Source organism: Streptomyces sp. NPDC041814 (assembly GCF_055590565.1).
Map to the genome: position 1 here is coordinate 119,988 of NZ_JBVJAM010000001.1, position 25,191 is coordinate 145,178.

The window sequence follows — 25,191 nt, forward strand, 5'->3', positions numbered from 1 at the left end:
ACCAGAAACCTAACCGGACCGGGGCCGCGCGGGCGAACCCGTCCCAGCGTCCGGGCGGCGCGCCGCCGGACCGGGCCCCTCGGCCACCACCGCCGTCCCGGCCGGCACGGAAAGCCGCCGGGCCGCGAGCACCGCGCACCCCGCCGCACAGGCGAGCACCACGCAGGCGGGCCAGAGCAGTCCGGGCGCGGCGGCGTACAGGGCACCGCCGAGGGGCGGAGCCAGGACCTGGCCGCTGATCGAGGCTCCCGCGTACAGGCTCTGGAAGCGGCCCTGCGCGTGGGCGGGCGCCTGGTCGGCGACGTAGGCCGTGGCGGGGGTCTTGTACAGGATCTCGCCGAGGGTGAGGGAGACCATCATCAGGATGGCGTACCCGGCCCCGGCACCCGGGATCAGCAGCGCGTACCCGGCCGCGACCAGCAGCAGTCCGGCGCCGATGATGCCCAGCGGGGCGCGGGCGCGCAGGGCGTGGGCGGCGGGCAGTTCCAGGCAGAGGATGACCCCGCCGTTGACGGCGATGAGCCAGCCGTAGAACGCGGTGCCGTGGCCGTGGTCCGCGAGGAAGACGGGCAGGGTGGAGTACTGCTGGCGGTAGACGACGTCCACGCAGACGATCGCGGCGAGCAGGACCGGCACGGCGGGCCGGGCCAGCAGTTCGCGCCACAGCCCCGGGGCGCCGGCCGGCGGGGGCGCGGGGCGGGAGTGCGCGGTGCCCCGGGCGGGGAGGATGCGGGCCGCGTAACAGGCGAAGAGCAGGGTGCCCACGCCGTCGACGAGGAACAGCCAGTCGTACGAGAAGCGGGCGGCGATCAGCGCTCCGGCGGGCGGTCCGAGGGTGAAGCCGCCGTTGGAGGCGAAGCGGGTCAGGGCGAAGCTCTGGCGCCGGCCGCCCTCCGGGACGGAGACGGCGATCAGTGCCGAGTTCGCGGCGCGCACGACGCCGCTCGCGTACTGGGCGAGCGGCAGCGCGGCGTACAGCGCGGCGAGCGGCAGCAGGGGCAGGGCCACGAGCACCGCACCGCTCACGCAGGCGCCGAGCAGCAGCATCCGGCGGTGCCCGTAGCGGTCGCCGAACCAGCCGCCGGTGAAGTTCCCCGCGACCAGACCGATGCCGCCGATGCCGGTGAGCAGCCCGGCCTGCGCGACGGAGAGCCCGCGCGGGCCCGTCAGATAGACGAAGAGGTAGACGAAGGTGAAGCTCACCACGGCGTTGATGAACGCCCCGAAGGCCAGCAGCCGCACCGTGCGCGGCACGCCTCTCAGTATCCCCATCCGACACCCTCCCCAGCGCAATCCGGCGGAACACCACCGGCGAAGCCAGTGAGTTCCTTTTGGGAACTGACTATGGCAGCATGGATTCCGCAGGTCAACGCGGCCCGATGGAGTTGAATGGCAGTCCCGGAGCACGAGGAGGCCCCATGCCCCAGCGCGTCAGCCAGGCCGACGCCGACTGCGCCATCGCACAGGCGCTCGACGTGGTCGGCGACTGGTGGACCCTGCTGATCGTGCGGGACGCGGCGCGCGGCGTGCACCGGTTCGACGCCCTCCAGCGCGAACTCGGCGTCTCCCGCAAGGTCCTGACGGAACGGCTACGGCTGCTGGTCGACGCGGGAGTGCTCTCCCGGGAGCCGTACCAGGAGCGGCCGGCGCGGTACGAGTACCGGCTGACCCCGCGCGGCCGCGCCCTGCTGCCGGTACTGATCGCGCTCCAGGACTGGGGCGACGCCTGGGTGATGGGAGACGGGGAGACGATGGCGACCACGGAGGAGTCCTCGCGGGAGGCCGCACGCGTGCACGCGCTGCGCGGGACGCGCGTGCCGGAGCTGACCCTGCCGGGCGCGGACGGTGACCGCCGGGACCCGGTCGCCACCACCCCGTACACCGTTCTGTACTTCTTCCCCGGTGCCTACGCCCGCCAGGAGTCCTATCCCCCGGGCTGGTCCGGCATCCCCGGCGCCCGCGGCTGCACGCTCGAATCGTGCACCTACCGCGACCGGCTGTCCGACTTCACGGCGGCGGGCGCGAGCGTGCACGGCGTCTCGACGCAACGCCCCGACGAACAGGCGGCCTTCGCCGAGGCGGAGCGCCTGCGCTTCCCGCTCCTGTCCGACGCCGACCTGGAGCTGACCGCCGCGCTGCGGCTGCCGACGTTCCGCGCGGGCGGGGTCGTCCGCGCCAAGCGGCTGACCCTGCTGGTGGACCGAGACCGCACGGTCCGCGACGTGCAGTATCCGGTCACCGACATCGAGGACAGCGTGCGAGCGGCCCTGGCGGCGGCGCGGGACGCGGGAAGTCGCTGACCCATGCGGGGGGTAGCCCCCGACGAGGCCGGGAGCATCCGCCAATGCGTGCCGGTGCGCCTCCGCATGGCGTCCGGCGACGAGCAGGCGACCACCGAGAACACCGACCGCCGCCGCGCGGCACTGGCCGGGAACGGCGTGCACGCCCCGGTCGTCGATCTCGGCACGGCCGACCATCACGGCTCGCGCCACCCGGGGTCCACCGTGACGGCCACCCCGCGCATCGTCCGCTGGTTCGCCGGACCGACCCTGCGCTGAGGGGGCTTCAGCCCGCGACCCGCCCCAGCATCTCGCGCGCGTACGCCTCGTCGTACGCGCCGCCCGTGAGCAGCACCTGGATGCAGATGCCGTCCATCAGGGCGACCAGGGCGCGCGCGGTGGCCGGGTCCGTGCGGGGGCGGAGCAGCGCGGTCACGCCGTCGGTCCACTCGGCGGCGACCGGGCGCAGCGCGGGCCTGCGCACGGCGGCGAGATACAGCTCGTACTCCAGCTCGGCCCGGCCGCGTCCGCCCGCGAAGAACTCCCCGAGCAGCCGGGCGAGTTCGGCGGCGAGGTCCGCGTCCGGGTCGGCGAGGGCGGGGCTTTCGCGCAGGACGGCGGCGAAGTTCTCGTTGGTCCGGCGCAGGGCGGCGACCAGCAGTTCGTCCAGCGAGGCGAAGTGGTACGTGGTCGACCCCAGCGGCACATCCGCCTCGGCGGCGACGGAGCGGTGGCTCAGCCCGGCGATGCCCCGCTCTCCGACCACCCGGAGCGCCGCGTCGATGATCCGGTCGCGCCGCTCGGGGTCGTAGCGGCGGGCCATCAGTGCGCCCCGCCCAGGTTGAGCACCACCACACCGGCGATGACCAGCAGGATGCCGAGCGCCTTGAGCAACGTGGCGGACTCGCCCAGGAAGAACATCCCGATGAGCGCCACGGCCGCGGTGCCGACGCCCGCCCAGATCGCGTAGGCGGTGCCGACGGACAGGGTCTTGAGGGTCTGGGCGAGCAGCGAGAAGGCCAGCAGATAACCGGCGACGGTGATCAGGGACGGCCAGAGCCGGGTGAATCCCTCGCTGTATTTCATGGCGGTCGTCCCCGCCACCTCCGCCGCGATGGCCGCGGCGAGCAGTCCGTATCCCATGTGTACAAGTGTACGCAACGCCTTGCCGCTACCGTGGTCCGTTCAGCACAGATCGAACAGACGGGCGGGAGCAGCAGTGGCGCAGGACGCAGGGTGGGGCGGCTGGGGCGGCGGAGGCTGGATGCCGCCGAAGCCGGGGGTCATACCCCTGGGGCCGTTGAAGCTCGGGGACATATTCAACGGCGCGTTCTCGACGCTGGGCCGCTACGGCAAGCAGCTCTTCGCGGTGGGGGCCGCGCTGTACGGCGGCGCGCTGGTCGTGGTGGGCGTGGCGGTCGCCGTCGCCTACGGGGCGGTCTCGGACCATCTCGACCGGCTGTTCGACCTGGACGAGGGCGAGAGCGCCGCCTCGGGAGACGTGGTCCCGGTGCTGGTGGCGTTCGGCGTGGTCGCGCTGCTCGGGCTCCTCGCGATGGTGATCGCCTCGGCCGTGGTCTACGCGGCGGTGCCGGCGGTCCTCCAGGAAGCGGTACTGGGCCGCCCCACGACGTTCTCCGCGGTCTGGCGGCGGGCCTGGGCGCGGACGCCCGCGGTGATCGGCACGCTCCTGCTGACCGGGCTGATCACGATGGTGCCGATGGTGCTGGCGGTGGGCGCGCTCACCGCGGGCATCATCGCCGCGGTCGCCACGGACGGCGGCGGGGGCGCGGTGACGCTGATCGTCGTGGGCGCGGTCTGCTTCCTCGCCCTCGTCCCGCTGGTCCTCTGGCTCTGGGTGCGGATGTCGCTCGCCCCCTCGGCCGCCGTCTTCGAGAACCAGGGCCCCATGGCGTCGCTCCGCCGCTCGGCCCTGCTGGTGCGCGGCGACTGGTGGCGGATCTTCGGCATGATGCTCCTCGCGAGCCTCATCGCCTCCGCGGTGAGCTACATCATCCAGCTGCCGTTCAACTTCCTCGGCATGTTCACCGGCGCACTCGGCAGCACCACCGTGGACGACAACACGCACCCGGCCGCGATCATCACCGCTCTCGGCGGCTACCTGGTCCTCGCGGCGCTCGGCCAGCTCGTGGGCCAGCTGATCGTCGCCGTGTTCCCGCCGCTGGTGACGGGCCTGCTGTACGTGGACCGGCGCATCCGCACCGAGAACCTGGCCCCGGTCCTCACCGAGGCCGCCGCCGTGCCACCGCCGTACACGCCCTAGTCGGTCAGCTTCTCCTTCGGACGCAGTACGCAGAACTCGTTGCCCTCGGGATCGGCCAGCACCACCCACGTCACGTCCGACGGCTGGCCGACCTCGATGCGCCGGGCACCGAGCCCGATCAGCCGCTCGACCTCGGCGGCCTGGTCGTCCGGGGAGAGGTCGATGTGCAGCCGGTTCTTGACCGCCTTGTCCTCGGGCACGGGCACGAAGCAGATGCCGGGCAGCGCCGTCTCGTCGGCACCGATGACGATCTCGTGCGCGTCCTCGTAGAGCACCCGCCAGTCCAGGGCGGCACACCAGAAACGCGCCTGGGCGGGGAGATCGTGGGCATCGACGGCGAGCTGGTAGAAGCGAAGAGCCATGGACAGAGTCTGCCCGGCGCGCCCCGTGCCCACAACGCCGAAACGGCCCCGGCGGAAGCCGGGGCCGTTTTCAGGTCGTACGCGTCGTACGCGGATGCTCAGACGTTGAAGCCGAGCGCGCGCAGCTGCTCGCGACCGTCGTCCGTGATCTTGTCGGGCCCCCACGGCGGCATCCAGACCCAGTTGATCCGGAGCTCGTTGACGATGCCGTCCGTCGCGGACTTCGCCTGGTCCTCGATGACATCGGTCAGCGGACAGGCCGCGGACGTCAGCGTCATGTCGAGGGTGGCGATGTTGGCGTCGTCGATGTGGATGCCGTAGATCAGCCCCAGGTTGACGACGTCGATGCCCAGCTCGGGGTCGACCACGTCGTACAGCGCTTCGCGGACCTCCTCCTCGGAGGCGGGCTTGGTCGTCACGGTCTCGTTGTCGCTCATGCGGTCTTCCCTTCGGACAGCGCCTGCGCCGTCGCGTCCTTCCACGCCATCCAGCTCAGCAGCGCGCATTTCACCCGGGCCGGGTACTTGGAGACACCGGCGAACGCGACCGCGTCCTCCAGCACCTCCTCCATCGCGTCGTCGGGCTCCAGCTGCCCCTTCGACTGCATCAGTTCCAGGAACGCGGCCTGGATCTTCTGCGCCTCGGCCAGTTCCTTGCCGACCAGCAGGTCGTTCAGCACGGAGGCGCTGGCCTGGCTGATGGAGCAGCCCTGGCCCTCGTAGCTCACGTCGGCGATGGTCTCGCCGTCGTACCGCACCCGCAGCGTGATCTCGTCACCACACGTCGGATTGACGTGGTGCACCTCGGCGTCGCCGTCCCGCAGACCGCGCCCGTGCGGGTGCTTGTAGTGGTCCAGGATCACTTCCTGGTACATGGAATCCAGCTTCACGAGTCAATCCCCAGCCGCGTCTAGGCGAAAAAATTCCGGACGTGTTCCAGGCCGTCCACCAGGGCGTCGACCTCGGCGGGCGTGGAGTACAGATAGAACGACGCTCGCGTCGTCGCAGGAATTCCGTACCGCAGGCAGACCGGGCGGGCGCAGTGGTGGCCGACCCGGACCGCGATGCCCTGTTCGTCCAGCACCTGCCCCACGTCGTGCGGATGGATGTCGCCGAGCGTGAAGGAGATCGTCGCGCCGCGGTCCTCCGCGGTGGCCGGGCCGATGATCCGCAGGTCCGGCACCTCAAGGAGGCGCTTCACCGCGTAGGCGGTGATGGCCTGCTCATGGCGGTGGATGTTCTCCATGCCGATCGCCGAGAGGTAGTCCACGGCCGCGCCGAGGCCGACGGCCTGGGCGATCGGGGGCGTACCGGCCTCGAACTTGTGCGGCGCGGGCGCATAGGTCGAGGAGTGCATCGACACGGTCTCGATCATCTCGCCGCCGCCCAGGAACGGGGGCAGGTCCTCCAGGAGCTCCTGCCGTCCCCAGAGCACGCCGATGCCGGTCGGACCGACCATCTTGTGACCCGTGAAGGCCACGAAGTCGGCCTGGAGCGCCTGCACGTCGAGCACCATGTGCGGGGCCGCCTGGGAGGCGTCGACGCAGACGAGCGCACCGACCTCCTGGGCGCGGCGGACGATCTGCTCGACCGGGTTGTGCGTGCCCATGATGTTCGAGACCAGCGTGAAGGAGACGATCTTCGTCTTCTCGGTGATGACCTCGTCGATGTTGGACAGGTCGAGCCGGCCGTCGTCGGTGATGCCGAACCACTTCAGCTTCGCGCCCGTGCGCTGCGAGAGCAGCTGCCAGGGAACGATGTTGGAGTGGTGCTCCATCTCCGTGGTGACGATCTCGGTCTCGTGGTCGACCCGGTAGGGCTCGTCGGCCCAGCCGAGCATGTTGGCCACGAGGTTCAGCGACTCCGAGGCGTTCTTCGTGAAGATGACCTCGTCGCGGCTGGGCGCGTTGATGAAGGCGGCGACCTTGTCACGGGCGCCCTCGTACAGCGCCGTGGCCTCCTCCGCGATCGTGTACACGCCCCGGTGCACATTGGCGTTGTGGCGCTCGTAGTACTCGTTGAGGGCGTCGAGGACCTGGCGCGGCTTCTGCGAGGTCGCCGCGCTGTCCAGGTACACGATCTTCTTGCCGTCGTGGACCGTGCGGTCCAGGAGGGGGAAGTCCTTGCGGATCGCCTCGGTGTCGAGGAGGCCCGGCAGATATGTCACGCGGCAGCGCCACCCTTCACGTATGCCTCGTAGCCCTCGTTCTCCAGCTTGTCGGCCAGCTCGGCGCCGCCGGACTCGGCGATCCGGCCGTTGGCGAACACGTGCACGAAGTCGGGCTTGATGTACCGGAGGATCCGGGTGTAGTGCGTGATCAGCAGGGTGCCGACCTCGCCGGTCTCGCGGACCCGGTTGACGCCTTCGGAGACGATGCGCAGGGCATCGACGTCCAGACCGGAGTCGGTCTCGTCCAGGATGGCGACCTTCGGCTTGAGGAGCTCCAGCTGAAGGATCTCGTGGCGCTTCTTCTCACCGCCGGAGAAGCCCTCGTTGACGTTGCGCTCGGCGAAGGCCGGGTCCATCTGGAGCTGCGCCATCGTCTCCTTGACCTCCTTGACCCAGGTACGCAGCTTGGGCGCCTCGCCGCGGACGGCGGTGGCGGAGGTACGCAGGAAGTTGGAGACCGAGACACCGGGGATCTCGACCGGGTACTGCATGGCGAGGAACAGGCCGGCGCGGGCCCGCTCGTCCACGGACATCTCCAGGACGTCCTCGCCGTCCAGGGTCACCGTGCCGCTGGTGATCGTGTACTTGGGGTGGCCTGCGAGGGAGTACGCGAGGGTGGACTTGCCGGACCCGTTGGGGCCCATGATGGCGTGGGTCTCGCCCTGCTTCACGGTCAGGTCGACGCCCTTGAGGATCTCCTTCGTGGCGTTGTCGGCCTCGACGGAGACGTGCAGGTCGCGGATTTCAAGCGTTGCCATGGGTGACTCAGGACTCCTGGGTGACGGAGACGAGCACATCGTCCCCTTCGATCTTGACGGGGTATACGGGGACGGGGCGCGTCGCGGGAAGGCCGGACGGCTTGCCGGTGCGGAGGTCGAAGCTCGATCCGTGCAGCCAGCACTCGATCGAACAGTCCTCGACCTCGCCCTCGGACAGCGAGACGTTCGCGTGCGAGCAGATGTCGTTGATCGCGAACACCTCGCCCTCGGTGCGGACGACGGAGACCGGCGTGCCGTCGAGCTCCACCCGCTTGGGGGTGTCGTCCTCCAGCTCGCTCAGCGCACAGGCTTTGACGAAGGCCATCAGACCGACGCCTCCAGCTCGGCCTCGATCTTGTCGAGCAGCCGGGCCTCGACGTCCGGCAGACCGATCTGCTGGACCAGCTCGGCGAAGAAGCCGCGGACGACGAGGCGGCGGGCCTCCTCGGCCGGGATGCCCCGGGACTGGAGGTAGAACAGCTGCTCGTCGTCGAAGCGGCCGGTCGCGGAGGCGTGGCCGGCGCCGACGATCTCGCCGGTCTCGATCTCCAGGTTCGGCACGGAGTCGACCCGCGCGCCGTCCGTGAGGACCAGGTTGCGGTTCATCTCGTAGGTGTCGGTGCCCTCGGCGGCGGCCTGGATGAGCACGTCGCCGATCCACACCGCGTGCGCCTCGTCGCCCTGGAGCGCGCCCTTGTAGGCCACGTTCGACTTGCAGTGCGGGGTGTTGTGGTCGACCAGGAGGCGGTGCTCCTGGTGCTGGCCCTTGTCGGTGAAGTAGAGGCCGAACAGCTCGGCATCGCCGCCGGTGCCCGCGTAGGCGACCCGGGGGTGCAGCCGGACCACGTCGCCGCCGAAGGTGACGACGACGGACTTGAAGGAGGCGTCCCGGCCGACCAGCGCGTTGTGCTGGCCGACGTGGACCGCGCTCTCGTCCCAGTCCTGCACGGAGACGACGGTCAGCTTGGCGCCGTCGCCCAGGACGTAGTCGACATTGGCGGCGAGCACCGCGTCACCGGTGTGGTCGATGACGACGACGGCCTCCGCGAAGGCACCCAGCTCCACGACCTGGTGGCCGTAGGCGACACCGCCCTCGCCGTGCACGGCGATCCGGATCGGCTCGCTCAGCACGGCCTCCTTGGGGACCGTGACGACGTGCGCCTGCTCGAAGGAGGAGTACGCCTGCGCGGCCACCCGGTCGACCGGCTTGCCGGCCCTGCCCAGCCGGGCGTCGTCGCGGCCGACGGTCTCGACCACGACGCCCGCGGGGGCCTCGACGGCGACCTTCACACCGCTGCCGGTGGCGGCGGCGGTGCCGTCGTGCAGGCCGCGCAGCCGCTCCAGCGGGGTGAACCGCCACTCCTCCTCACGGCCGTGCGGGACGGGGAAGTCCGCTACGTCGAAGGACGGGGGTGCGCTCATGCGCGTGGCGACGGTCGACTCCGCGGCCACCGCGATGGAACCGGCGGTGGTGGACCCCGCGGGGATGTTCTGAGCCTCAGCCATGGCTGTCGTAGTGCTCGCTTTCTCAGTCAAGAACTCTTCGAGGACGTGTTCGGCGGCGTACTAGCCGACCGAACCCTCCATCTGCAGCTCGATCAGCCGGTTGAGCTCCAGGGCGTACTCCATCGGGAGCTCCTTCGCGATCGGCTCGACGAAGCCGCGCACGATCATCGCCATGGCCTCGAACTCGGTCATGCCGCGGCTCATCAGGTAGAAGAGCTGGTCCTCGGAGACCTTGGAGACGGTCGCCTCGTGGCCCATCGACACGTCGTCCTCGCGGACGTCGACGTACGGGTAGGTGTCGGACCGGGAGATCGTGTCCACGAGCAGCGCGTCGCAGAGGACGTTGGACTTCGCGCCCGGCGCGCCCTCACCGATCTCGATCAGGCCGCGGTAGGAGGTACGCCCGCCGCCTCGCGCCACCGACTTGGAGACGATGTTGGACGAGGTGTTCGGGGCCATGTGGACCATCTTGGCGCCGGCGTCCTGGTGCTGGCCCTCGCCCGCGAAGGCGATGGACAGGGTCTCGCCCTTGGCGTGCTCGCCCATCAGGTAGACGGCCGGGTACTTCATGGTGACCTTGGAGCCGATGTTGCCGTCGACCCACTCCATGGTCGCGCCCTCGTAGGCCACGGCGCGCTTGGTGACCAGGTTGTAGACGTTGTTCGACCAGTTCTGGATCGTCGTGTAGCGGCAGCGGCCGCCCTTCTTCACGATGATCTCGACCACCGCGGAGTGCAGCGAGTCGGAGGAGTAGATCGGGGCCGTGCAGCCCTCGACGTAGTGGACGTAGGCGTCCTCGTCCACGATGATCAGCGTCCGCTCGAACTGGCCCATGTTCTCCGTGTTGATACGGAAGTAGGCCTGGAGCGGGATGTCCACGTGGACACCCTTGGGAACGTAGATGAAGGATCCGCCGGACCACACGGCCGTGTTCAGCGACGCGAACTTGTTGTCGCCGACCGGGATGACGGTGCCGAAGTACTCCTTGAAGAGCTCCTCGTGCTCCTTCAGCGCGGTGTCGGTGTCGACGAAGATGACGCCCTGCTCCTCCAGGTCCTCGCGGATCTGGTGGTAGACGACCTCGGACTCGTACTGCGCGGCGACACCGGCGACGAGGCGCTGCTTCTCCGCCTCCGGGATGCCGAGCTTGTCGTAGGTGTTCTTGATGTCCTCGGGCAGGTCGTCCCAGGACGCGGCCTGCTTCTCCGTGGAGCGGACGAAGTACTTGATGTTGTCGAAGTCGATGCCCGACAGGTCCGAGCCCCAGTTCGGCATCGGCTTCTTGCCGAAGAGGCGGAGGCCCTTGAGCCGCAGCTTCAGCATCCAGTCCGGCTCGTTCTTCTTCTCCGAGATGTCGCGGACGACAGCCTCGGAGAGGCCGCGCTTGGCCGCCGCGCCTGCCTCGTCGGAGTCGGCCCAGCCGAATTCGTACGTGCCCAGGCCTTCGAGCTCAGGGTGGGCAGTCTCCGTGGGGAGCGTCATGCGGGGTTCCTCCCGGCCGTGCTTGCAGATGCTGAATCGGTGGTCTGTGGGGTGGGGTGTCCGCTGCGCGGAATGTACGTCGTGCACACCCCGTCGCCGTGGGCGATGGTGGCCAGACGCTGCACATGGGTCCCCAGGAGGCTGGAGAAGATCTCCGTCTCCGCCTCGCACAGCTGCGGGTACTGCTCGGCGACATGCGCGACCGGGCAGTGGTGCTGGCACAGCTGCTCACCCTGCTGCGGGCCCGGCGCGCTGCGCGCCGTAGCAGCGTACCCGTCGGCGGACAGCGCCTTGGCCAGCGCCTCCGTACGCGCCTCGGGGTCCGCGGCCTCGATCGCCGCGCGGTAGGCCGCCGACTGCTCGGCGGTCCTGGCCCGGGCGAACGCCATGACCGCTTCCTCGCCCGCGGTCTCGGCGATCCAGCGCAGAGCGTCCGCGGCGAGCGTGTCGTAGGACTGGTCGAAGGCGTCCCGGCCGCAGTCGGTGAGGGCGAACACCTTGGCCGGACGGCCCCGGGTCCGCGCCCCGTACACCCGCTGCTCGCGGGCCTCGACCACGCCGTCGCAGGCGAGCGCGTCGAGATGGCGGCGCACGGCGGCCTGGGTGAGCCCCAGCCGCTTCGCCAGCTCCGCGACGGTGGACGGGCCGTGGTCCAGGATGGACCGCGCGACGCGGTTGCGCGTCGAGCGCTCACCGGTCGCGAGTTCCTCCTGAGGAGCCTCGCCCGCGTATTTCACAACGCCATTGTTGCGTAATTCCTCCGGCCGTGACAACCACGGTCCGAAACGATCAATGGTGCCCTCCATCACTTAGGGTCACCTAATCAAGCCCCGGGGCCGGGGACCGGCGGACGGCTGCCTAGACTCATTCGCCATGAACAGCGAGCCCCGCCCGGCCGTCCGGATCAGCGGCCTGGTGAAGCGGTACGGCGCCAAGACCGCGGTGGACGGCCTCGACCTGGAGATCCCGGCCGGCGCGGTCACCGCCGTGCTCGGCCCCAACGGCGCCGGCAAGACCACCACCATCGAGACCTGCGAGGGATACCGCCGCCCCGACGGCGGGACCGTCCGGGTCCTCGGCCTCGACCCCGTCGCCGACGCCGCGCGACTGCGCCCCCGGATCGGCGTGATGCTCCAGTCCGGCGGGATCTACTCCGGCGCCCGCGCCGACGAGATGCTCCGCCACATGGCGAAGCTGCACGCCCACCCGCTCGACGTCGACGCCCTGATCGAACGCCTCGGCCTCGGCTCCTGCGGCCGGACCTCCTACCGCAGGCTCTCCGGCGGCCAGCAGCAGCGGCTCGCCCTGGCCATGGCGGTCGTCGGCCGGCCCGAGCTGGTCTTCCTGGACGAGCCCACCGCGGGGCTCGACCCGCAGGCCCGCCGCTCCACCTGGGACCTGGTCCGGGAGCTGCGCGCCGACGGCGTGAGCGTCGTGCTCACCACCCACTTCATGGACGAGGCGGAGGAGCTGGCCGACGAGGTCGCCGTCATCGACGCCGGCCGGATCGTCGCCCAGGGCTCCCCCGAGGCCCTGTGCCGGGGCGGTGCCGAGAACACCCTGCGCTTCACCGGCCGCCCCGGGCTCGACCTCGGCTCACTGCTCAAGGCGCTGCCCGACGGTACGCAGGCGGACGAGCTGAGCTCCGGCACGTACCGCATCACGGGCGACATCGACCCGCAGCTGCTGGCCACCGTCACCTCCTGGTGCGCGCAGCACGGCGTGATGCCCTCCGGCATCTCCGTCGAACGCCACACCCTGGAGGACGTCTTCCTCGAACTGACCGGCAAGGAGCTGCGCGCATGAGCGCCGGTACGTACACCCCCCGGCCGGGCGCCGCCCCGCTGCCGCGCATGATCGCCGCGCAGACCGCGCTGGAGACGCGGATGCTGCTGCGCAACGGCGAGCAGCTGCTGCTGACCGTGGTCATCCCGACGCTGCTGCTCGTGCTGTTCAGTGCCGTGGACATCGTGGACACCGGCGCGGGCGAGCCGGTCGACTTCCTGACGCCCGGCGTGCTGGCCCTGGCCGTCATGTCGACCGCCTTCACCGGCCAGGCCATCGCCACCGGATTCGAGCGGCGCTACGGGGTGCTCAAACGGCTGGGCGCCTCACCGCTGCCCCGCTGGGCGCTGATGACCGCGAAGACGCTGTCCGTGCTGGTCACCGAGATCCTTCAGGTGGTCCTGCTGACGGTGATCGCCTTCGCGCTCGGCTGGTCGCCGCACGGCAGCCCGTTCGCAGTGCTGCTGCTCCTGGTGCTGGGGACCGCCGCCTTCTCCGGGCTCGGGCTGCTGATGGCCGGGACGCTGAAGGCGGAGGCGACGCTCGCCGCGGCGAACCTGGTCTTCCTGCTGCTCCTGGTGGGCGGCGGGGTGATCGTGCCGCTGGAGAAGTTCCCGGACGCGGTCCAGACGGTACTGGGCCTGCTGCCGATCTCGGCCCTCTCGGACGGGCTGCGGGACGTCCTCCAGCACGGCGCCGGAATGCCGTGGGGCGACCTGGGCATCCTCGCGGTCTGGACGGTGCTGGGGCTCGGCGCGGCGGCCCGTTTCTTCCGCTGGGAGTGAGGCCGCAAACGCGTTCCGTCGCCGTTACGCGTAACTCGTCCCCCTCGTGAAAGCTTGCACAAGCGGCGTCCTACCATGGTGCGCGTGCCCAAGCTGACCCGAGCCGAAGTCGCTCAAGCCCTGCGCAATCCGCTCCTGTACATCGCCGAGCGCTGGACGCCCGAGCCCCGGACGGTACGCCGCGCGGCCATGTCCGCGGTCGTGATGGCCGTCGTCATCGTCGTGACCGGCGGCGCCGTCCGGCTGACCGGCTCCGGCCTCGGCTGCCCGACCTGGCCGAAGTGCACCGACGAGAGCCTGACGGCGACGAGCGCGATGGGCTTCCACGGCGCCATCGAGTTCGGCAACCGGATGCTCACGTACGTGCTGTGCGCGGCCGTCGGCTGGGCGATCATCGCGGCCCGTTCCGCGAAGCCCTGGCGGCGCGGCGTCACCCGGCTCGGCTGGGTCCAGTTCTGGATCGTGATGGGCAACGCGGTTCTCGGCGGCATCGTCGTGCTCGTCGGGCTGAACCCGTACACCGTCGCCGCGCACTTCCTGCTCTCCACCGCGCTGCTCACGGTCGCCCTGATGACCTGGCAGCGCACCCGCGAGGGGGACGAGGCACCGCGCCCGCTGGTGGGCAAGGCGGTCGCACAGCTGGCCTGGCTGCTGGCCGTCGCGGCGGGGCTCCTGATCGCCGTGGGCACGGTGGTCACCGGCGCCGGGCGGCACGCGGGCGACTCCAGCGACGTCCACCGCATCCCGGTCGACTGGAAGATGGTCGCCCAGCTGCACGCGGACCTGGCCTGGGTCGTGGTGGCGCTGACCGTCGCGCTCTGGTTCGTCCTGAAGGCCGTGGACGCGCCCGTCGGGCCGCTGCACCGGACGCGTGAGCTGTTCCTGATCCTGATGGCACAGGGCGTCATCGGCTATGTGCAGTACTTCACCGACACCCCGGAGATCCTGGTCGGACTGCACATGTTCGGCTCGTGCCTGGTGTGGATCGGAGTCGTCCGCGTACTGCTGTCGCTGCGGGAGCGGCCGGTGGCCGCCGCCGGGGTGCCGGCACCGGTGGTCGAGCAGGCGGAGCCCGCCGCGGCCGGCTGACCCGGGCAGGCACACGAACGGACCGGGGCTCCCGCTCCACGGCTCTACGCCGCCGGAGCGGGAGCCCCGGTCCGTTCGTGGTTCCTCAGGCCGCGTTGGACGGGCCGCCGACCTGGATCCCGGCCATCCGGCTCCACTCGTACGGGCCCGTGCGCACCTTCGCCGCGAACTCGCCGTCGAAGGACTCGTGGAGCGTGATCCCGGACTTCCGCGCGGCGCTCTCGGCGATCTCGTACGAGGGTGCGACCAGGTCGCCCCAGTCGCCGTCGTCGCCCACCAGGACGATGCGGGCGCCCATCTGCCCGAGGTAGGCGACCTGCCCCTCGGCACCGCCGTGCGCCTTCGCGAAGGCGCCGATCTGCTTGGCCAGCCGGGCCGCCCTGCGCTCCGCGCGCGCCGCCCGCCTGCCGTCCACCTGCTGGGTCTCAGCCTCTGCCGTCTCTGCCATGGACAGGATGCTACCGGCGGGTAGATCAACCGGCGACGGGCGGGGAGCGTGGCATCGGCCACGCTCCCCGCCCGTCGGACGGAGCAGGGGTTCTACCGCAGGAAGGGGTCCACCGCCACGGCGACGAAGAGCAGCGACACATAGGTGATCGACCAGTGGAACAGCCGCATCTCCTTGAGCTTCGCGCCCGTCACCCCGGCCTTGGCCCGGCTGAGCAGCGCGTGCGCCTCCCAGAGCCAGAAGCCGCCGGTCAGCAGCGCCACGGCCGTGTAGAACCAGCCGGTGTAGCCCAGCGGGGTGAGCAGCAGCGAGACGGCGACCATCACCCAGCTGTAGGCGACGATCTGGCGGGCCACCACCCGGTTGGACGCGATGACCGGGAGCATCGGGACGCCTACGCGCGCGTAGTCGTCCTTCACCTTCATCGACAGCGGCCAGTAGTGCGGCGGCGTCCAGAAGAAGATGACGGCGAAGAGGATCACCGCGGCCCAGGACATCTCGTTCGTCACGGCGGACCAGCCGATGAGGACCGGCATGCAGCCCGCGATGCCGCCCCAGACGATGTTCTGCGCGGTGCGGCGCTTCAGCAGCATCGTGTAGATCACGACGTAGAAGAGCAGGGCTCCCAGCGACAGCGCCGCCGACAGCCAGTTGACCAGCAGCCCGAACCAGACCGTCGAGACCACCGCGAGGGTGATGCCGAACGCCAGGCACTCGCGCGGGCTCACCATGCCGGTGACCAGCGGGCGCTGCGACGTGCGGTCCATCAGCGCGTCGATGTCGCGGTCGATGTACATGTTCAGTGCATTGGCACCGCCGGCGGACAGGTAGCCGCCGATGGTGGTAGTGAGCACGAGCCACAGGTCGGGTACACCCTGAGCGGCCAGGAACATCACCGGAACAGTGGTGATCAGCAACAGCTCGATGATCCGAGGCTTGGTCAGTGCCACGAATGCCTTGACACGGGCCCCGAATGGGCGTTGGCCCCCTGGGCTCGGAGTCAAGGCGACCCCTGCGGGTCGGGACTCGACGGCCGTCACGCACACCCCTGACAGAGAAATCCCAGCAAGCTCCGGGCGTGAGGGCCCAGTGAAGACTTGCGCGAACCCGACCACTGTAGACGTTGGGGGCAGGCCGCCCTTCGCGGGGGTGGGGTCGTGTTGATGTGGCGCGGACGGCCGCCGGGGACCGCCTCGTACGCACGAGTGACGCACTGGTGTCGCAGGGTTCGCGCGACCCGCTTCCGGGGTGCTCGCAACCGCGCCCCGGGCCGCTCTTCGGAGCGCCCAGGAGTGGGTCTCCGCGCTCATCGGAGAAGCCCATCGGTGAGCCCTTCCGCTCATACGGGAGGCGGATTCCACGGGCCGCCCGCACCCTGGTAGGAGCCGGAAAACACGGGTACGGACGGGGGTAGGCTCGACAGCATCCGGTGCGGTCACAGTCACCGGTCTACAACAGTTGGAGAGGAGCCCTGACTCAGGGTGAGCACCAAGCCGACCACCACAGACCTCCAGTGGACCGAATTGGACCAGCGGGCCGTGGACACCGTCCGCGTCCTCGCCGCGGACGCCGTACAGAAAGTCGGAAACGGCCACCCGGGCACGGCCATGAGCCTGGCTCCCGCCGCTTACACCATCTTCCAGAAGGTGATGCGGCACGATCCGGCGGACGCGGACTGGACCGGCCGCGACCGCTTCGTGCTCTCGGCGGGCCACAGCAGCCTGACCCTGTACATCCAGCTCTACCTGGCCGGCTACGGCCTGGAGCTGGACGACCTGAAGTCGTTCCGCACCTGGGGCTCCAAGACCCCGGGGCACCCGGAGTACGGCCACACCACCGGGGTCGAGACGACGACCGGCCCGCTGGGCCAGGGCGTCGCCAACGCCGTGGGCATGGCCATGGCCGCCCGCTACGAGCGCGGCCTGTTCGACCCGGAGGCGGCCCCCGGCACCTCCCCGTTCGACCACATGGTGTGGGTCGTCGCCGGTGACGGCTGCCTCCAGGAGGGCATCTCGGCCGAGGCGTCCTCGCTGGCCGGCCACCAGAAGCTGGGCAACCTGGTCCTGCTGTGGGACGACAACCACATCTCCATCGAGGGCGACACGGAGACCGCGGTCTCCGAGGACACCGTCAAGCGCTACGAGGCGTACGGCTGGCACGTCCAGCGCGTCGACCAGCTGCCCAACGGCGACCTGGACCCCGAGGGCCTCTACCACGCGCTGCTGGCCGCCAAGGCCGAGACCGAGCGCCCGTCGTTCATCGCGGCCCGCACGATCATCGCCTGGCCCGCCCCGCACGCCCAGAACACCGAGGCCTCGCACGGCTCGGCACTCGGCGACGACGAGGTCGCCGCGACCAAGAAGGTGCTCGGCTTCGACCCGGAGAAGAGCTTCGAGGTCGCCGACGAGGTCATCGCGCACACCCGCCGCGCCCTGGACCGGGGCCGCGAGGCGAAGGCCGAGTGGGAGAAGGGCTTCGCCGCCTGGCGCGCCGCCAACCCCGAGCGCGCCGCCGACTTCGACCGCATCGCCGCGGGCGAGCTGCCCAAGGGCTGGGAGGACAGCCTGCCGGTCTTCGAGACGGGCAAGGGCGTCGCCACCCGCGCCGCGTCCGGCAAGGTGCTCCAGGCGCTCGGCGGGATCATCCCCGAGCTGTGGGGCGGCTCCGCCGACCTGGCCGGTTCGAACAACACCACGATCGACAAGACGTCGTCGTTCCTCCCCGCGGGCAACCCCCTGCCGGAGGCCGACCCGTACGGCCGCACGATCCACTTCGGCATCCGCGAGCACGCCATGGCCGCCGCGATGAACGGCATCGCGCTGCACGGCAACACGCGCATCTACGGCGGCACCTTCCTGGTGTTCTCCGACTACATGCGCAACGCCGTGCGCCTGTCCGCGCTGATGCACCTGCCGGTCACCTACGTGTGGACGCACGACTCGATCGGTCTCGGCGAGGACGGTCCGACCCACCAGCCGGTCGAGCACCTGGCCTCGCTGCGCGCCATCCCGGGCCTCAACGTCGTGCGCCCGGCCGACGCCAACGAGACCGCCATCGCCTGGCGCGAGATCCTGCGCCGCTACACCAAGGTCTTCGGCAAGGGCGCACCGCACGGCCTCGCGCTGACCCGCCAGGGCGTGCCGACGTACGAGGCGAACGAGGACGCGGCCAAGGGCGGCTACGTGCTCTTCGAGGCCGAGGGCGGCTCGCCGCAGGTCGTCCTGATCGGTACCGGCTCCGAGGTCCAGCTCGCCGTCGAGGCGCGCGAGGAGCTCCAGGCGGCCGGAATTCCGACCCGCGTGGTCTCGATGCCGTGTGTCGAGTGGTTCGAGGAGCAGGAACAGGGTTACAAGGACTCCGTCCTCCCTCCGTCGGTCAAGGCACGCGTGGCCGTCGAGGCGGGCATCGGTCTGACCTGGTACCGGTACGTGGGAGACGCCGGCCGGATCGTCTCGCTGGAGCACTTCGGTGCGTCGGCGGACGCGAAGGTCCTGTTCCGCGAGTTCGGCTTCACCGGCGAGAACGTCGCCGCCGCCGCCCGGGAATCCCTCGCCGCCGCCACGCGCTGACCGGTATACGACTAGTAGGAGATGCATTTCTCATGACAGACGCACTCAAGCGCCTCTCCGACGAGGGCGTGGCGATCTGGCTCGACGACCTCTCGCGCAAGCGGATCACTTCGGGCAACCTCGCCGAGCTCATTGACGAGAGCCACGTCGTGGGGGTCACGACCAACCCCTCGATCTTCCAGAAGGCCATCTCGCAGGGCGACGGTTACGACCAGCAGCTCACCGACCTCGCGGCCCGCAAGGTGACCGTCGAGGAAGCGATCCGCATGATCACCACCGCGGACGTCCGGGACGCGGCCGACATCCTGCGCCCGGTCTTCGACGCGACGGACGGCCAGGACGGCCGGGTCTCCATCGAGGTCGACCCGCGTCTGGCGCACGACACCACGGCCACGGTCGCCGAGGCCAAGCAACTGGCCTGGCTGGTGGACCGCCCGAACACGCTGATCAAGATCCCGGCGACCAAGGCGGGCCTGCCCGCGATCACCGAGACGATCGGCCGGGGCATCAGCGTGAACGTCACGCTGATCTTCTCGCTGGAGCGCTACCGCGCGGTCATGGACGCCTACCTGGCGGGCCTGGAGCAGGCGAAGGCCGCGGGCCTGGACCTCTCCAAGATCCACTCGGTGGCGTCCTTCTTCGTGTCCCGTGTGGACACCGAGATCGACAAGCGCCTGGACGCCATCGGCGGCGACGAGGCCAAGGCCGCGAAGGGCAAGTCCGCCCTGGCCAACGCCCGTCTCGCCTACGAGGCGTACGAGGAGGTCTTCGCCGGTGAGCGCTGGGCCGCCCTGGACAAGGCGCACGCCAACAAGCAGCGTCCGCTGTGGGCCTCGACCGGTGTGAAGGACCCGGCCCTCAAGGACACCCTGTACGTGGTGGACCTCGTCGCGCCGAACACGGTCAACACCATGCCGGAGGCGACTCTGGACGCGGTGGCGGACCACGGAGAGATCACCGGCAACACCGTCGCCGGTGCGTACGACCAGGCCCGCGCCGACCTCGACGCGATCAAGAAGCTCGGCGTCGACTACGACGACGTCGTGCAGGTGCTGGAGGACGAGGGCGTCGAGAAGTTCGAGACGGCCTGGAACGACCTGCTCAAGTCGACCGAGGCGGAGCTGCAGCGCCTCGCCCCCTCGAAGGGCTGACCACTTTGTCTGGTGTTCCCGGAGCCAACCCGCTCCGTGACGCCCAGGACCGACGGCTCCCGCGCATCGCGGGGCCGTCGGGCCTGGTCATCTTTGGCGTCACGGGCGATTTGTCCCGTAAAAAGCTGATGCCCGCCGTCTACGACCTGGCCAACCGCGGCCTGCTGCCGCCGGGCTTCTCGCTCATCGGTTTCGCGCGCCGCGACTGGGAGGACGAGGACTTCGCCCAGGTCGTCCACGACGCCGTCAAGGAGCATTCCCGTACACCCTTCCGCGAAGAGGTCTGGCAGCAGCTCAGCCAGGGCATGCGCTTCGTGCAGGGCAACTTCGACGACGACGTGGCCTTCGAGACCCTGAGGGCCACGATCGAGGAGCTGGACAAGGCGCAGGGCACGGGCGGCAACTTCGCCTTCTACCTGTCCGTCCCGCCGAAGTTCTTCCCCAAGGTCGTCCAGCAGCTCAAGAAGCACGGGCTGGCCGACCAGAAGGAAGGCAGCTGGCGCCGCGCCGTCATCGAGAAGCCGTTCGGCCACGACCTGAAGAGCGCGCAGGAGCTCAACCAGATCGTGCACGACGTCTTCCCGCCGAACGAGGTCTTCCGGATCGACCACTACCTCGGCAAGGAGACCGTCCAGAACATCCTGGCGCTCCGCTTCGCCAACACGATGTTCGAGCCGATCTGGAACCGCAGTTACGTCGACCACGTGCAGATCACGATGGCCGAGGACATCGGGATCGGCGGCCGGGCCGGCTACTACGACGGCATCGGCGCCGCCCGCGACGTCATCCAGAACCACCTGCTCCAGCTGCTCGCGCTGACCGCGATGGAGGAGCCCGGCTCCTTCCACCCGAAGGCCCTGGTCGCCGAGAAGCTCAAGGTGCTCACGGCGGTGGAGCTGCCCGAGGACCTGGGCAAGCACACCGTGCGCGGCCAGTACACGCACGCCTGGCAGGGCGGCGAAGAGGCCGTCGGCTATCTGGAGGAGGACGGCATCGACCCCAAGTCGAAGACCGACACCTTCGCCGCGATCAAGCTGACGATCAACAACCGCCGCTGGGCGGGCGTGCCGTTCTACCTGCGCACCGGCAAGCGGCTCGGCCGCCGGGTCACGGAGATCGCGGTCGTCTTCAAGCGCGCCCCGTACCTGCCGTTCGAGTCCGGCGCCACCGAGGAGCTGGGCGGGAACGCCCTGGTCATCCGGGTGCAGCCGGACGAGGGCGTCACGGTGCGGTTCGGCTCCAAGGTGCCCGGGACCTCGATGGAGGTCCGGGACGTCACGATGGACTTCGCGTACGGCGAGTCCTTCACGGAGTCCAGCCCGGAGGCGTACGAGCGGCTCATCCTCGATGTCCTGCTCGGCGACGCCAACCTCTTCCCGCGCCACCAGGAGGTCGAGCTCTCCTGGAACATCCTCGACCCGATCGAGGAGTACTGGGACAAGCACGGCAAGCCCGCCCAGTACCCGGCCGGCACCTGGGGTCCGGCCGAGGCGGACGAGATGCTCGCACGCGACGGACGGAGCTGGCGCCGGCCATGAAGATCGATCTCACCGAAACCACGTCCAGCAAGATCAACCAGGCGCTCATCTCGGCCCGGCGCGCGGTCGGCGCCCCGGCGATCGGGATGGTCCTCACCCTCGTCATCGTCACCGACGAGGAGAACGCCTACGACGCGCTGAAGGCGGCAAGCGACTCCTCGCGGGAGCACCCCTCGCGGATCATCGCCGTCATCAAGCGCCTCAGCCGTTCGCCGCGCACCCGCCGCGACGCGCGGCTCGACGCCGAGATCCGGGTCGGTTCCGACTCGGGCTCCGGCGAGACCGTGGTGCTGCGGCTCCACGGCGAGCTGGCCAACCACGCCCAGTCGGTCGTGCTGCCGCTGCTGCTCCCGGACGCCCCGGTGGTGGCGTGGTGGCCGCAGGACTCCCCCGCCGACCCGGCGAAGGACGCGCTCGGCGCGCTGGCCCAGCGCCGGATCACCGACACCTACTCGGCCGAGCACCCGCTGGACGAGCTGGCGGTGCGCGCCGCCACGTACCGGCCCGGTGACACGGACCTGGCTTGGACGCGCATCACGCCGTGGCGTTCGATGCTGGCCGCCGCGCTCGACCAGCAGCCGGCGGAGGTCGTCTCGGCCACGGTCGAGGGCGAGTCGGACAATCCGAGCTGCGAGCTGCTGGCCATGTGGCTCGCGGACCGGCTCGGCGTCCCGGTGGAGCGCACCACGTCCGGCGGTCCCGGTCTCACGGCCGTCCGGATGGTCACCAAGAGCGGCGACATCGTCCTGGACCGGGCCGACGGCTCGCTCGCCACGCTCTGCATGGTGGGCCAGCCGGACCGCGCGGTGGCGCTCAAGCGGCGCGAGACGGCGGAGCTCCTCGCGGAGGAGCTGCGGCGGCTCGACCCGGACAACATCTACGAGTCGACCGTGAAGTTCGGTGTGGACCGCCTCCACAAGGCGGGTTCCGGCGAGTCTGCGAAGGCGCCGGCGCAGGCCCCGGCCCCCGCCGCGAAGAAGGCCGCCCCCGCGAAGAAGGCGGCCGCGAAGTGACCGGAGTCCCGCAGCTCGTCGTGCACCGCGACAAGGAGCTGATGGCGCAGGCCGCCGCGGCCCGGCTGATCACGAAGATCGTGGACGCCCAGGCCGCGCGCGGCGACGCGTCGGTGGTGCTCACCGGCGGACGCAACGGCAACGGCCTGCTGGCCGCGCTCGCCGCCGCGCCCGCCCGGGACGCGGTCGACTGGTCGCGGCTGGACCTGTGGTGGGGCGACGAGCGGTTCCTGCCGGAGGGCGACCCGGAGCGCAATGTCACGCAGGCCCGCGAGGCCCTGCTGGACGCCGTGCCCCTGAACCCCTCGCGGGTGCACGTGATGCCCGCGTCGGACGGCCCCTACGGCCCGGACGCCGACGCCGCGGCCGCCGGGTACGCGGCCGAGCTGGCGGCCGCCGCGGCCCCGCAGGACCACGGCCCGGTGCCGGAGTTCGACGTGCTGATGCTGGGCGTCGGCCCGGACACGCACGTCGCCTCGCTCTTCCCGGAACTGCCCGGGGTGCGGGAGACCGAGCGCACCGTCGTAGGTGTGCACGGCGCCCCCAAGCCGCCGCCGGTCCGGGTCTCGCTGACGCTGCCCGCCATCCGGGCGGCGCGCGAGGTGTGGCTGCTGGCCGCGGGCGAGGACAAGGCGGAGGCGGTCGCCATCGCCCTGTCCGGGGCCGGCGAGATCCAGGCTCCGGCGGCCGGTGCGTACGGCCGGGCCCGCACGCTGTGGCTGCTGGACGCGGCGGCGGCCTCCCGCCTCCCGCGCGCCCTGTACCCCCCGGCCTCCGCCTGACCGGCCGTCAGCGGGGTTGCCCTCGGGCCCGGTTCGTCCTTCGGGGCGGGCCGGGCCCGGCGTCTTTCCCGCGGTGAAGCGTGAAAGGCTCGGCCCCATGCGTATCGGAACCGTGGTGATGGGCGCGTCGGACGTGGCGCGGGCGGCGGCGTTCTGGAAGGCGGCCCTGGGTTACGTGGAGCGGGAGCCGGCCGGCGACGACTGGGTGGTCCTGGTCCCCGCCGAGGGGCCGGGCACCGGGCTCGCCCTCGGCCGCAGCGACTCCCCGGTGCAGGAGGTGCCCCGGGTCCACCTCGACCTGTACACGGAGGAGCAGGACGCCGAGGTGGCCCGGCTGCTCGCGCTGGGCGCGGCGGAGGTCGACTGGGAGCTGTATCCGGAGGACCCGGACTTCGTGGTGCTGGCGGACCCGGAGGGCAACCGCTTCTGCGTCATCGACACGACGCACGGCTGAGGGGCCCCGCCCGAAAAGGCGGGGCCCCTCGGGACCGGGGCTCAGCGCCCCCGCAGCTCGCGGTAGGTGGAGACGAGCGCGGCGGTCGAGCTGTCCAGCTGCTCGCCGCCCTTGCCCTCGGTCAGGACGGGCTCGATCTTCTTGGCGAGGACCTTGCCGAGCTCGACGCCCCACTGGTCGAAGGAGTCGATGTTCCAGATGGCGCCCTGGACGAAGACCTTGTGCTCGTACAGCGCGATCAGCTGGCCGAGGACGGACGGGGTGAGCCGGTCGGCGAGGATCGTCGTCGTGGGGTGGTTGCCCCGGAACGTCTTGTGCGCCACCAGCTCCTCGGGGACGCCCTCGGCACGTACCTCGTCGGGCGTCTTGCCGAAGGCGAGGGCCTGGGTCTGGGCGAAGAAGTTGGCCATCAGCAGGTCGTGCTGGGCGACCAGGCCGGGCAGCAGGTCCTCGACCGGCTGCGCGAAGCCGATGAAGTCGGCCGGGATCATCTTCGTACCCTGGTGGATCAGCTGGTAGTAGGCGTGCTGGCCGTTGGTGCCGGGGGTGCCCCAGACGACCGGCCCGGTCTGCCAGTCGACGGGGTTGCCGTCGCGGTCGACGGACTTTCCGTTGGACTCCATGTCCAGCTGCTGGAGGTAGGCGGTGAACTTGGACAGGTAGTGGCTGTAGGGCAGCACCGCGTGCGACTGGGCGTCGAAGAACGCGCCGTACCAGACGCCCAGCAGGCCGAGGAGCAGCGGGGCGTTCTCCTCGGCCGGGGCGGTGCGGAAGTGCTCGTCCACGAGGTGGAAGCCGTCGAGCATCTCGCGGAACCGCTCCGGGCCGATGGCGATCATCAGCGAGAGGCCGATGGCGGAGTCGTACGAGTAGCGGCCGCCGACCCAGTCCCAGAACTCGAACATGTTGGCCGTGTCGATGCCGAAGTCCGCGACCTTCTCCGCGTTGGTCGACAGCGCGACGAAGTGCTTGGCGACGGCCTCCTGACCGGCCCCCAGGCCGGTGAGGAGCCAGTTGCGGGCGGAGGTGGCGTTGGTGATCGTCTCGATCGTGGTGAAGGTCTTCGAGGCGATGATGAACAGCGTCTCGGCCGGGTCGAGGTCGCGGACGGCCTCGTGCAGGTCGGCGCCGTCCACGTTGGAGACGAAGCGGAGGGTGAGCGAGCGGTCCGTGAAGGAGCGCAGCACCTCGTAGGCCATGGCGGGGCCCAGGTCCGAGCCGCCGATGCCGATGTTGACGATGTTCTTGATGCGCTTGCCGGTGTGGCCGGTCCACTCCCCCGACCTGACCCGGTCGGAGAACGCCGCCATCTTGTCGAGCACCGCGTGCACCGCCGGGACCACGTTCTCGCCGTCGACCTCGATGACGGCGTCGCGCGGGGCGCGCAGCGCGGTGTGCAGGACCGCCCGGTCCTCGGTGGTGTTGATCTTGTCGCCGCGGAACATGGCGTCGCGCAGACCGAACACGTCGGTGGCCGCGGCCAGTTCGCGCAGGAGGGTCAGCGTCTCGTCGGTGACGAGGTGCTTGGAGTAGTCGATGTGCAGGTCGCCGACCCGGAGCACGTACCCGGATCCGCGCGCCGGGTCCGCGGCGAAGAGCTCGCGCAGCGATGCGCCTCCCTGCTTCTCCCGGTGCCCGGCCAGGGCCTGCCACTCGGCCGTCTGGGTGAGCCGTGTGCGGCTCCCTGCGTGCTTGTCGGACGCGTTCATGTCGGACTTCTGCCTTCTCTCGTACCTG

Annotated in this window: 27 protein-coding genes; 12 read left to right on the forward strand and 15 right to left on the reverse strand. The window is 70.6% G+C overall.

Annotation, left to right across the window (positions count from 1 at the left end; genetic code table 11):
• Positions 1-9 precede the first annotated feature (9 nt).
• Positions 10-1,272 (reverse strand): MFS transporter, encoded by a 1,263-nt coding sequence (locus ACZ6C6_RS00575; RefSeq protein ID WP_469197667.1) that lies wholly within the window; start codon positions 1,270-1,272, stop codon positions 10-12.
• 146 nt (positions 1,273-1,418) lie between these two features.
• Between ACZ6C6_RS00575 and ACZ6C6_RS00580 the strand changes: the two genes are divergently transcribed.
• A complete protein-coding gene (locus ACZ6C6_RS00580) occupies positions 1,419-2,300 on the forward strand; it encodes a winged helix-turn-helix transcriptional regulator (RefSeq protein ID WP_469197669.1) in 882 nt (293 codons plus the stop codon).
• Positions 2,301-2,303: 3 nt separating this feature from the next.
• The gene (locus ACZ6C6_RS00585) at positions 2,304-2,558 is read left to right on the forward strand and encodes a hypothetical protein (RefSeq protein WP_469197671.1); all 255 of its coding nucleotides are present in this window, start codon (positions 2,304-2,306) and stop codon (positions 2,556-2,558) included.
• 7 nt (positions 2,559-2,565) lie between these two features.
• Here ACZ6C6_RS00585 and ACZ6C6_RS00590 read toward each other — a convergent pair whose 3' ends face one another.
• Both ACZ6C6_RS00590 and ACZ6C6_RS00595 read right to left on the reverse strand, forming a co-directional pair.
• Positions 2,566-3,102, reverse strand: coding sequence for a TetR/AcrR family transcriptional regulator (locus ACZ6C6_RS00590; RefSeq protein WP_469197673.1), 537 nt, complete (start codon positions 3,100-3,102; stop codon positions 2,566-2,568).
• Positions 3,102-3,422: a DMT family transporter gene (locus ACZ6C6_RS00595; protein ID WP_469197675.1), complete on the reverse strand. Its 321-nt coding sequence runs from the start codon at positions 3,420-3,422 to the stop codon at positions 3,102-3,104. Before ACZ6C6_RS00595 ends, ACZ6C6_RS00590 begins: the two co-directional genes overlap by 1 nt.
• A gap of 121 nt (positions 3,423-3,543) precedes the next feature.
• Between ACZ6C6_RS00595 and ACZ6C6_RS00600 the strand changes: the two genes are divergently transcribed.
• Positions 3,544-4,563: a DUF7847 domain-containing protein gene (locus tag ACZ6C6_RS00600; RefSeq protein WP_469199253.1), complete on the forward strand. Its 1,020-nt coding sequence runs from the start codon at positions 3,544-3,546 to the stop codon at positions 4,561-4,563.
• Here ACZ6C6_RS00600 and ACZ6C6_RS00605 read toward each other — a convergent pair.
• The 9 genes from ACZ6C6_RS00605 to ACZ6C6_RS00645 all read right to left on the reverse strand — a co-directional run bounded on the left by ACZ6C6_RS00605 (position 4,560) and on the right by ACZ6C6_RS00645 (position 11,577).
• Positions 4,560-4,925 (reverse strand): VOC family protein, encoded by a 366-nt coding sequence (locus ACZ6C6_RS00605; protein ID WP_469197677.1) that lies wholly within the window; start codon positions 4,923-4,925, stop codon positions 4,560-4,562. The genes ACZ6C6_RS00600 and ACZ6C6_RS00605 overlap by 4 nt on opposite strands.
• A 98-nt stretch (positions 4,926-5,023) precedes the next feature.
• Positions 5,024-5,362, reverse strand: a complete 339-nt coding sequence (locus ACZ6C6_RS00610; RefSeq protein WP_018104628.1) for a metal-sulfur cluster assembly factor — start codon at positions 5,360-5,362, stop codon at positions 5,024-5,026.
• The gene (gene sufU, locus ACZ6C6_RS00615; protein ID WP_469197679.1) at positions 5,359-5,814 is read right to left on the reverse strand and encodes a Fe-S cluster assembly sulfur transfer protein SufU; all 456 of its coding nucleotides are present in this window, start codon (positions 5,812-5,814) and stop codon (positions 5,359-5,361) included. The genes ACZ6C6_RS00610 and sufU overlap by 4 nt, the downstream gene beginning before the upstream one ends.
• Before the next feature lie 20 nt (positions 5,815-5,834).
• Positions 5,835-7,091 carry a cysteine desulfurase gene (locus ACZ6C6_RS00620; protein WP_469197681.1) on the reverse strand — a complete coding sequence of 419 codons (1,257 nt, stop codon included), beginning with the start codon at positions 7,089-7,091 and terminating at the stop codon, positions 5,835-5,837.
• On the reverse strand, positions 7,088-7,852 hold the full coding sequence (sufC, locus tag ACZ6C6_RS00625; protein WP_073968339.1) for a Fe-S cluster assembly ATPase SufC: 765 nt from the start codon (positions 7,850-7,852) through the stop codon (positions 7,088-7,090). Before sufC ends, ACZ6C6_RS00620 begins: the two co-directional genes overlap by 4 nt.
• 7 nt (positions 7,853-7,859) lie before the next feature.
• The gene (locus ACZ6C6_RS00630; RefSeq protein ID WP_018555702.1) at positions 7,860-8,177 is read right to left on the reverse strand and encodes a bifunctional 3-phenylpropionate/cinnamic acid dioxygenase ferredoxin subunit; all 318 of its coding nucleotides are present in this window, start codon (positions 8,175-8,177) and stop codon (positions 7,860-7,862) included.
• Entirely contained in the window at positions 8,177-9,358 is a 1,182-nt protein-coding gene (gene sufD / locus ACZ6C6_RS00635) for a Fe-S cluster assembly protein SufD (protein WP_469197684.1), read from the reverse strand. The genes ACZ6C6_RS00630 and sufD overlap by 1 nt, the downstream gene beginning before the upstream one ends.
• A 60-nt stretch (positions 9,359-9,418) precedes the next feature.
• On the reverse strand, positions 9,419-10,840 hold the full coding sequence (sufB, locus tag ACZ6C6_RS00640) for a Fe-S cluster assembly protein SufB (RefSeq protein ID WP_469197686.1): 1,422 nt from the start codon (positions 10,838-10,840) through the stop codon (positions 9,419-9,421).
• Positions 10,837-11,577 (reverse strand): helix-turn-helix transcriptional regulator, encoded by a 741-nt coding sequence (locus ACZ6C6_RS00645; RefSeq protein ID WP_469197688.1) that lies wholly within the window; start codon positions 11,575-11,577, stop codon positions 10,837-10,839. The genes sufB and ACZ6C6_RS00645 overlap by 4 nt, the downstream gene beginning before the upstream one ends.
• Positions 11,578-11,713: 136 nt before the next feature.
• On the opposite strand from ACZ6C6_RS00645, the gene ACZ6C6_RS00650 reads away from it, so the two are divergent.
• The 3 genes from ACZ6C6_RS00650 (at position 11,714) to ACZ6C6_RS00660 (ending at position 14,499) form a co-directional block, all read left to right on the forward strand.
• Positions 11,714-12,646, forward strand: a complete 933-nt coding sequence (locus ACZ6C6_RS00650; RefSeq protein WP_469197690.1) for an ABC transporter ATP-binding protein — start codon at positions 11,714-11,716, stop codon at positions 12,644-12,646.
• Positions 12,643-13,410 carry an ABC transporter permease gene (locus ACZ6C6_RS00655; protein WP_469197692.1) on the forward strand — a complete coding sequence of 256 codons (768 nt, stop codon included), beginning with the start codon at positions 12,643-12,645 and terminating at the stop codon, positions 13,408-13,410. The genes ACZ6C6_RS00650 and ACZ6C6_RS00655 overlap by 4 nt, the downstream gene beginning before the upstream one ends.
• Before the next feature lie 75 nt (positions 13,411-13,485).
• Positions 13,486-14,499 (forward strand): COX15/CtaA family protein, encoded by a 1,014-nt coding sequence (locus tag ACZ6C6_RS00660; protein ID WP_469197694.1) that lies wholly within the window; start codon positions 13,486-13,488, stop codon positions 14,497-14,499.
• Positions 14,500-14,584: 85 nt separating this feature from the next.
• Here the strand turns inward: ACZ6C6_RS00660 and ACZ6C6_RS00665 are convergent, their stop codons facing one another.
• Together ACZ6C6_RS00665 and ACZ6C6_RS00670 are read right to left on the reverse strand one after the other, a co-directional pair.
• Positions 14,585-14,947 (reverse strand): hypothetical protein, encoded by a 363-nt coding sequence (locus ACZ6C6_RS00665; RefSeq protein ID WP_469197695.1) that lies wholly within the window; start codon positions 14,945-14,947, stop codon positions 14,585-14,587.
• 92 nt (positions 14,948-15,039) lie between these two features.
• Positions 15,040-15,987 carry a heme o synthase gene (locus tag ACZ6C6_RS00670; RefSeq protein WP_073968464.1) on the reverse strand — a complete coding sequence of 316 codons (948 nt, stop codon included), beginning with the start codon at positions 15,985-15,987 and terminating at the stop codon, positions 15,040-15,042.
• Between the two features lie 441 nt (positions 15,988-16,428).
• Here ACZ6C6_RS00670 and tkt point away from each other — a divergent pair, with 441 nt between their 5' ends.
• From tkt to ACZ6C6_RS00700, 6 genes are all read left to right on the forward strand, one after another.
• On the forward strand, positions 16,429-18,516 hold the full coding sequence (tkt, locus tag ACZ6C6_RS00675; protein ID WP_469197697.1) for a transketolase: 2,088 nt from the start codon (positions 16,429-16,431) through the stop codon (positions 18,514-18,516).
• A gap of 32 nt (positions 18,517-18,548) precedes the next feature.
• Positions 18,549-19,667 (forward strand): transaldolase, encoded by a 1,119-nt coding sequence (gene tal, locus ACZ6C6_RS00680; RefSeq protein WP_469197699.1) that lies wholly within the window; start codon positions 18,549-18,551, stop codon positions 19,665-19,667.
• Positions 19,668-19,672: 5 nt separating this feature from the next.
• Complete coding sequence (gene zwf, locus ACZ6C6_RS00685; RefSeq protein ID WP_018104613.1) at positions 19,673-21,205, forward strand: glucose-6-phosphate dehydrogenase; 1,533 nt, start codon at positions 19,673-19,675, stop codon at positions 21,203-21,205.
• The gene (gene opcA / locus ACZ6C6_RS00690; RefSeq protein ID WP_469197702.1) at positions 21,202-22,218 is read left to right on the forward strand and encodes a glucose-6-phosphate dehydrogenase assembly protein OpcA; all 1,017 of its coding nucleotides are present in this window, start codon (positions 21,202-21,204) and stop codon (positions 22,216-22,218) included. Before zwf ends, opcA begins: the two co-directional genes overlap by 4 nt.
• Entirely contained in the window at positions 22,215-23,000 is a 786-nt protein-coding gene (gene pgl, locus ACZ6C6_RS00695) for a 6-phosphogluconolactonase (protein ID WP_469197703.1), read from the forward strand. Before opcA ends, pgl begins: the two co-directional genes overlap by 4 nt.
• Positions 23,001-23,097: 97 nt before the next feature.
• On the forward strand, positions 23,098-23,454 hold the full coding sequence (locus ACZ6C6_RS00700; RefSeq protein WP_469197705.1) for a VOC family protein: 357 nt from the start codon (positions 23,098-23,100) through the stop codon (positions 23,452-23,454).
• Positions 23,455-23,495: 41 nt separating this feature from the next.
• Here ACZ6C6_RS00700 and pgi read toward each other — a convergent pair whose 3' ends face one another.
• Positions 23,496-25,163 (reverse strand): glucose-6-phosphate isomerase, encoded by a 1,668-nt coding sequence (pgi, locus tag ACZ6C6_RS00705; RefSeq protein WP_469197707.1) that lies wholly within the window; start codon positions 25,161-25,163, stop codon positions 23,496-23,498.
• Between the last annotated feature and the right edge of the window lie 28 nt (positions 25,164-25,191).